This window comes from Sphingomonas sp., assembly GCF_036387535.1.
GTDB lineage: Bacteria > Pseudomonadota > Alphaproteobacteria > Sphingomonadales > Sphingomonadaceae > Sphingomonas_R.
The window spans coordinates 1-4,983 of the sequence record NZ_DASVTO010000031.1; the positions used below are offsets into that span (position 1 = coordinate 1).

The window sequence follows — 4,983 nt, forward strand, 5'->3', positions numbered from 1 at the left end:
TCGATGGTTCGATCGGCAACAGATCCTTCAAGACCCGCCACTCCGCCTCGCTCAGATCGCCCCGGCTCAATCACGCCTCCAAAAGGAAGCCTTGAATCAACCGCTCGATCAAGCGTCAACCAATTCGTCCACGCCGCCTAATCATCTCTTTCGCCGCAGGCGAAAGATCGACGACGGCCGCTGGACCGAACGGATCGTTGCCGCTCACAGTGGCGTTACTGCTGGATGTAGCGTCATCGCTTGGCTTGGCGGGCGATGTAGGCGCGCTCACCGGCGTGCAGGGAACAGCGGTCGAACTGGCAGCTATGGTCGACATGGCATCACATCCTCACCCGGTTAAGGCCGATGAGCCTCCCCCGGATAGAATATGCTGTAGCCGCTAATGGTTACCTCTTTTGTAAAGTGGCTTATCGGGGACTCGACTCTTCCGGCCTGATCCTCACCGTACAGCGCACCGGCTTGCCCGCCTTGTCCGCGGACCGTTGGCACCGCTCAAGCGCCGCCTGGTTGCCCGGGCCGATCACCACGCCCGCCGCCATCGCGTTCCGGCTGCCCGGGTAGCTCGCGACCGCCAACCGACGCGCTCTGCGAAACCGGATCGCCCGACCCCACGTCATCAATCGTCGACGAAGTTCAGCGCCGACACCCCGCGCTCGCGGTCGTTGATCGACAGCGCGCGGTTGGTGGGCGGGGCGGAGCGTTGCGCGCAATCGGGGCGCAGGCATTGCCGGCAGCCCAGGCCGATCGGCGTCGCCGGTCCCATCAGGTCGATGCCCCGCGCCGCCGCCAGGCCCGCCGCCTGCTCGGCCGGCACGCCCAGCCCGACCGCGAACTCCGCGGTCACCGCATTCTGGCCCCCACCCCCCAGGACGCCGGGCAGCGCGCCGTGCGCGGCGACGCTGCGCGCCTGGGTGAACCAGCGGGCGCCGTCTTCCAGCTCCACGACCTGCACCGCCAATGTTCCCGGCCGATCGAACGCATGGTGCAGCCGCCAGAGCGGACAGCGGCCGTTGGCCTGGACCAGCAGCGCGCCGCTGGCACCGGCATGCCGTTTGGAGGCTTGCCCGGAGCGGTCGATGCGGATCATGAAGAACGCCAGCCCGCGCGCGCCAACGCGCTGCATCGTCGTCAGGCGGTGGGCGACCTGTTCGAAGCCCGCGCCGAATCGCGCCTGCAACACCGCCAGATCGTAACCGCTCGCCTCGCAGGCGCGCAGGAACCGGGCATAGGGCATCATCACCGCCGCCGCGAAATAGCCTGCCAGGTGGCGGCGGAACAGGCGTTCGGCGTTGCGATCGGCGAACGCCGCGCCGCGCGCCAGCGCGTCGATCTCCGCGCGTGCTTCCAGTTGCGCCAGGTGGAAGGCGAGCGCGAAGGTGCGGCTGGCGGGATCGAGCATTTCGCTCAGCTGCAACTGGCGGGCATGCAGATCCAGCCGGCGCAGCAGGCCGGGCAGCACATCCACCGGCAGGACGCGGATAGACAGGCCGTGGCGCACCCGCAGCCGCTCGACCAACGCGCCGTACAGGTCCGCGCCCACCAGCCGCATTTCGTCGGCAAGCGCTTCGGCGGCGGCGTCCAGATCGGGGAAATGGTTGCGCCAGCGTTCGATTTCGCGCCGCACCACATGGGTCGGGCCGTCGTCCGCCGGCGCGCCGGTGCTGCCGCCCGCCCGGTCGAACGCGCGCGCGAATGCCTCTGCGCCGCCGGGCGCCGCGGCCAGCCATTCCTCGACGTCGTGGCGATCGATTTCCAGGTCGGCGAACAGCGGATCGCTCAGCCGTCGGCGGATCGCCTCCGCGCCCCCGCCCGGCTCGCCGGCAGCGAGTGCGCGGGGGTCGAAATCGAATTGCTCGGCCAGCCGCACCAGCAGCCCGGACGGCAGCGCGCGCTGGTTGCGCTCGATCAGGTTCAGATAGCTGGGGGAGATCGCCAGCATCTCGGCCATCGCCGCCTGGGTCAGCCCGGACCGCCGCCGCAGCCGCCGCACCGCATGGCCGGCCAACAGCTTGTCCTTCGCGATCGTCGCCTCCCATCTGTAAAGAACGTGACCAAAGCACGAATGTTAACCGGAATGGAGCGACTTCGCGACACTTTTCGCGGACGTTTTCACTCTGCTCTGGTTGTTCTGTCGATTACACAACAATCATCAAGACCACCAAGCAAGGAGCCAGGCGATGACGAACGAACCCACCCGCAGCCGCGCCGTCTTCTCGACGGAGGATTTCTCGCTGCTGAGGGAAGCGGTCGGCGACTATGTCCGCAAGATCGCCGACGAGCCGCGCTCCGCCAAATTCTCGAACCTCTATCATCGCCTCGGCCGGCTCGGCTGACGCTGTCACGGGCTTTCCTGGGGAGGAAAGGTGTCCGCCGGCGTGGTGACGCGCCGGCGGCATTCCCCCCATCATCCACGAACACACCAACGATCGGCAAGGCAGCAGCATGACGTACCAGGATCACGAACAGACGATCGGCGGGCTCGTGGCGCGCCACAACGGCACCTGGGACGGCATCGATCCCGAAGCGGTCGCGCGGATGCGGTTGCAGAACCGGTTCCAGACCGGGCTCGACATCGCGCGCTACACCGCCGGGATCATGCGCCGCGACATGGCCGCCTATGATGCCGATCCTGCCGCCTACACCCAGTCGCTGGGCTGCTGGCACGGCTTCATCGGCCAGCAGAAGCTGATTTCGATCAAGAAGCATTTCGGCACCACCGACCGCCGCTATCTGTACCTGTCGGGCTGGATGGTCGCGGCGCTGCGCTCCGAATTCGGGCCGCTGCCCGATCAGTCGATGCACGAAAAGACGAGCGTTCCCGCGCTGATCGCCGAACTCTACACCTTCCTGCGCCAGGCCGATGCGCGCGAGCTGGGCATGATGTTCCGCGATCTCGACAAGGCGCGCGAAGGCGGCAACGCGATCGAGGAACAGCGCCTGCTGCACGCGATCGACGGATATCAGACGCATGTCGTGCCGGTGATCGCCGATATCGACGCGGGCTTCGGCAATGCCGAGGCGACGTATCTGCTGGCCAAGAAGATGATCGAGGCGGGCGCCTGCGCGCTCCAGATCGAAAACCAGGTCAGCGATGAAAAGCAATGCGGCCACCAGGACGGCAAGGTCACCGTGCCGCACGACGATTTCCTCGCGAAGGTCCGCGCCTGCCGCTACGCCTTCCTGGAACTGGGCGTCGAGGACGGCATCATCGTCACGCGCACCGACTCGCTCGGCGCCGGCCTGACCAAGCAGATCGCCTATTCCAAGGCCCCCGGCGACCTCGGCGACCAATATAACGGCTTCCTGGATTGCGAAGAAGTAACCGACGTCGCTTCGCTCAACGGCGATGTCGTCATCAACCGCGGCGGCACGATGATGCGCCCCAAGCGGCTGCCGTCGAACCTGTACCAGTTCCGCGAAGGCACCGGCGCCGACCGCTGCGTGCTGGATTGCATCACCTCGCTCCAGCACGGGGCCGATTTGTTGTGGATCGAGACGGAGAAGCCCGACATCGAACAGATCGCCTCGATGGTCGATCGCATCCGCGACGTGATCCCCGATGCCAAGCTGGTCTACAACAATTCGCCGTCGTTCAACTGGACGCTGAACTTCCGCCAGCAGGTGTTCGACGCCTGGACCGCGGCCGGCAAGGATGTGTCGGAATACGACCGTGCCAAGCTGATGAGCGTCACCTACGACGGCACCGCCTTGGGCGACGAAGCCGACGAACGCATCCGCACCTTCCAGAAGGACGCCGCGGCACGCGCCGGCATCTTCCATCACCTCATCACCCTGCCGACCTATCACACCGCGGCGCTCAGCACCGACAATCTGGCCAAGGAGTATTTCGGCGACGCCGGCATGCTCGGCTATGTAAAGGGCGTGCAGCGCAAGGAAATCCGCGAAGGGATCGCCTGCGTCCGCCATCAGAACATGAGCGGCTCCGACATCGGCGACGATCACAAGGAATATTTCGCTGGTGAAGCCGCGCTGAAGGCCGGCGGCGCGCACAATACGATGAACCAGTTCGCCGCCTGAACCCAGCCGGTCGGGCGATGATAAGGAACGCGCGTCGCCAGGGGTGACGCGCGTTTTCCCGTTGCCCCGCCGCCTTCCCGTTGCCCCGCCGCCTTCTCGCTGCCCCGCCGCCCGGTCCCCCCGATCCTGCGTGGCGCTGGACGCAGCGGCCCGCCTTGGGCTAGCATCCGGCCAAGGCAGGGGCGGCTGACCGCACGGCCGTCTTTTGCGGGGAAGGGTCCGTCATGTCGCCTGCCGTCGAAGCAGCCCGTTGACCGGGTTGATGTCCAGAACCGGCCCCCCGCTCGATCGCGACACGGCGGCGGGAGCGGGATCGTCGGAGATCGACCGCGCCGTGCTGGTCGCGCTGCTGGTCAAGGTGGCGGGCAGGGACCGCATCGCCCTGGAAGGCGTGTATCAACGCACCTCGACGAAGCTGTTCGGCATCTGCCTGCGTATCTTGGGCGACCGGGATCATGCGGAAGAGGCGTTGCAGGAAACATATCTCTCGATCTGGCGAAATGCCGAAGCGTTCGATCCCGCGCGCGGGACGGCGATGACCTGGCTGATGACGCTGGCGCGCAATTGCGCGATCGACCGCCGCCGGGTGCTGGCGCGGGGCGGAGGCGGGTCGGCGCTCGATACCTATGACCCGGTCGATCCTGCGCCCGATCCGTTCGCGCAAGCCGCGACCCGGGACGAGGATCGCCGGCTGCACCTGTGCCTCGACCGGCTCGACGCGGCCGACCGCCGCCACATCGCCGCGGCGTTCTTCGAAGGAATCAGCTATTCGGAGATCGCGGTGCGCGGGGATACGCCGCTGCCGACGATCAAGAGCCGCATCCGCCGCGCGCTGATGAAGCTCAAGGCGTGCCTGGCATGAGCGATACGATTCCCGACGTGCGCGAAGACCCCCCAGAAAACCGGCGCGATGGCGATCCGGACGATCTGACCGCCGCCGAACTG

Annotated in this window: 4 protein-coding genes; 3 read left to right on the top strand and 1 reads right to left on the bottom strand. The window is 66.9% G+C overall.

Annotated features, from left to right (window positions below; translation table 11 throughout):
• Positions 1-616: 616 nt before the first annotated feature.
• Entirely contained in the window at positions 617-2,023 is a 1,407-nt protein-coding gene (locus VF649_RS02800; protein WP_331010442.1) for a helix-turn-helix domain-containing protein, read from the bottom strand.
• Between the two features lie 154 nt (positions 2,024-2,177).
• On the opposite strand from VF649_RS02800, the gene VF649_RS02805 reads away from it, so the two are divergent.
• The 3 genes from VF649_RS02805 to VF649_RS02815 all read left to right on the top strand — a co-directional run bounded on the left by VF649_RS02805 (position 2,178) and on the right by VF649_RS02815 (position 4,900).
• Entirely contained in the window at positions 2,178-2,333 is a 156-nt protein-coding gene (locus VF649_RS02805; RefSeq protein WP_331010439.1) for a hypothetical protein, read from the top strand.
• 109 nt (positions 2,334-2,442) lie between these two features.
• On the top strand, positions 2,443-4,038 hold the full coding sequence (locus VF649_RS02810) for an isocitrate lyase (protein WP_331010440.1): 1,596 nt from the start codon (positions 2,443-2,445) through the stop codon (positions 4,036-4,038).
• Between the two features lie 262 nt (positions 4,039-4,300).
• On the top strand, positions 4,301-4,900 hold the full coding sequence (locus VF649_RS02815; protein ID WP_331010441.1) for a sigma-70 family RNA polymerase sigma factor: 600 nt from the start codon (positions 4,301-4,303) through the stop codon (positions 4,898-4,900).
• Positions 4,901-4,983 lie beyond the last annotated feature (83 nt).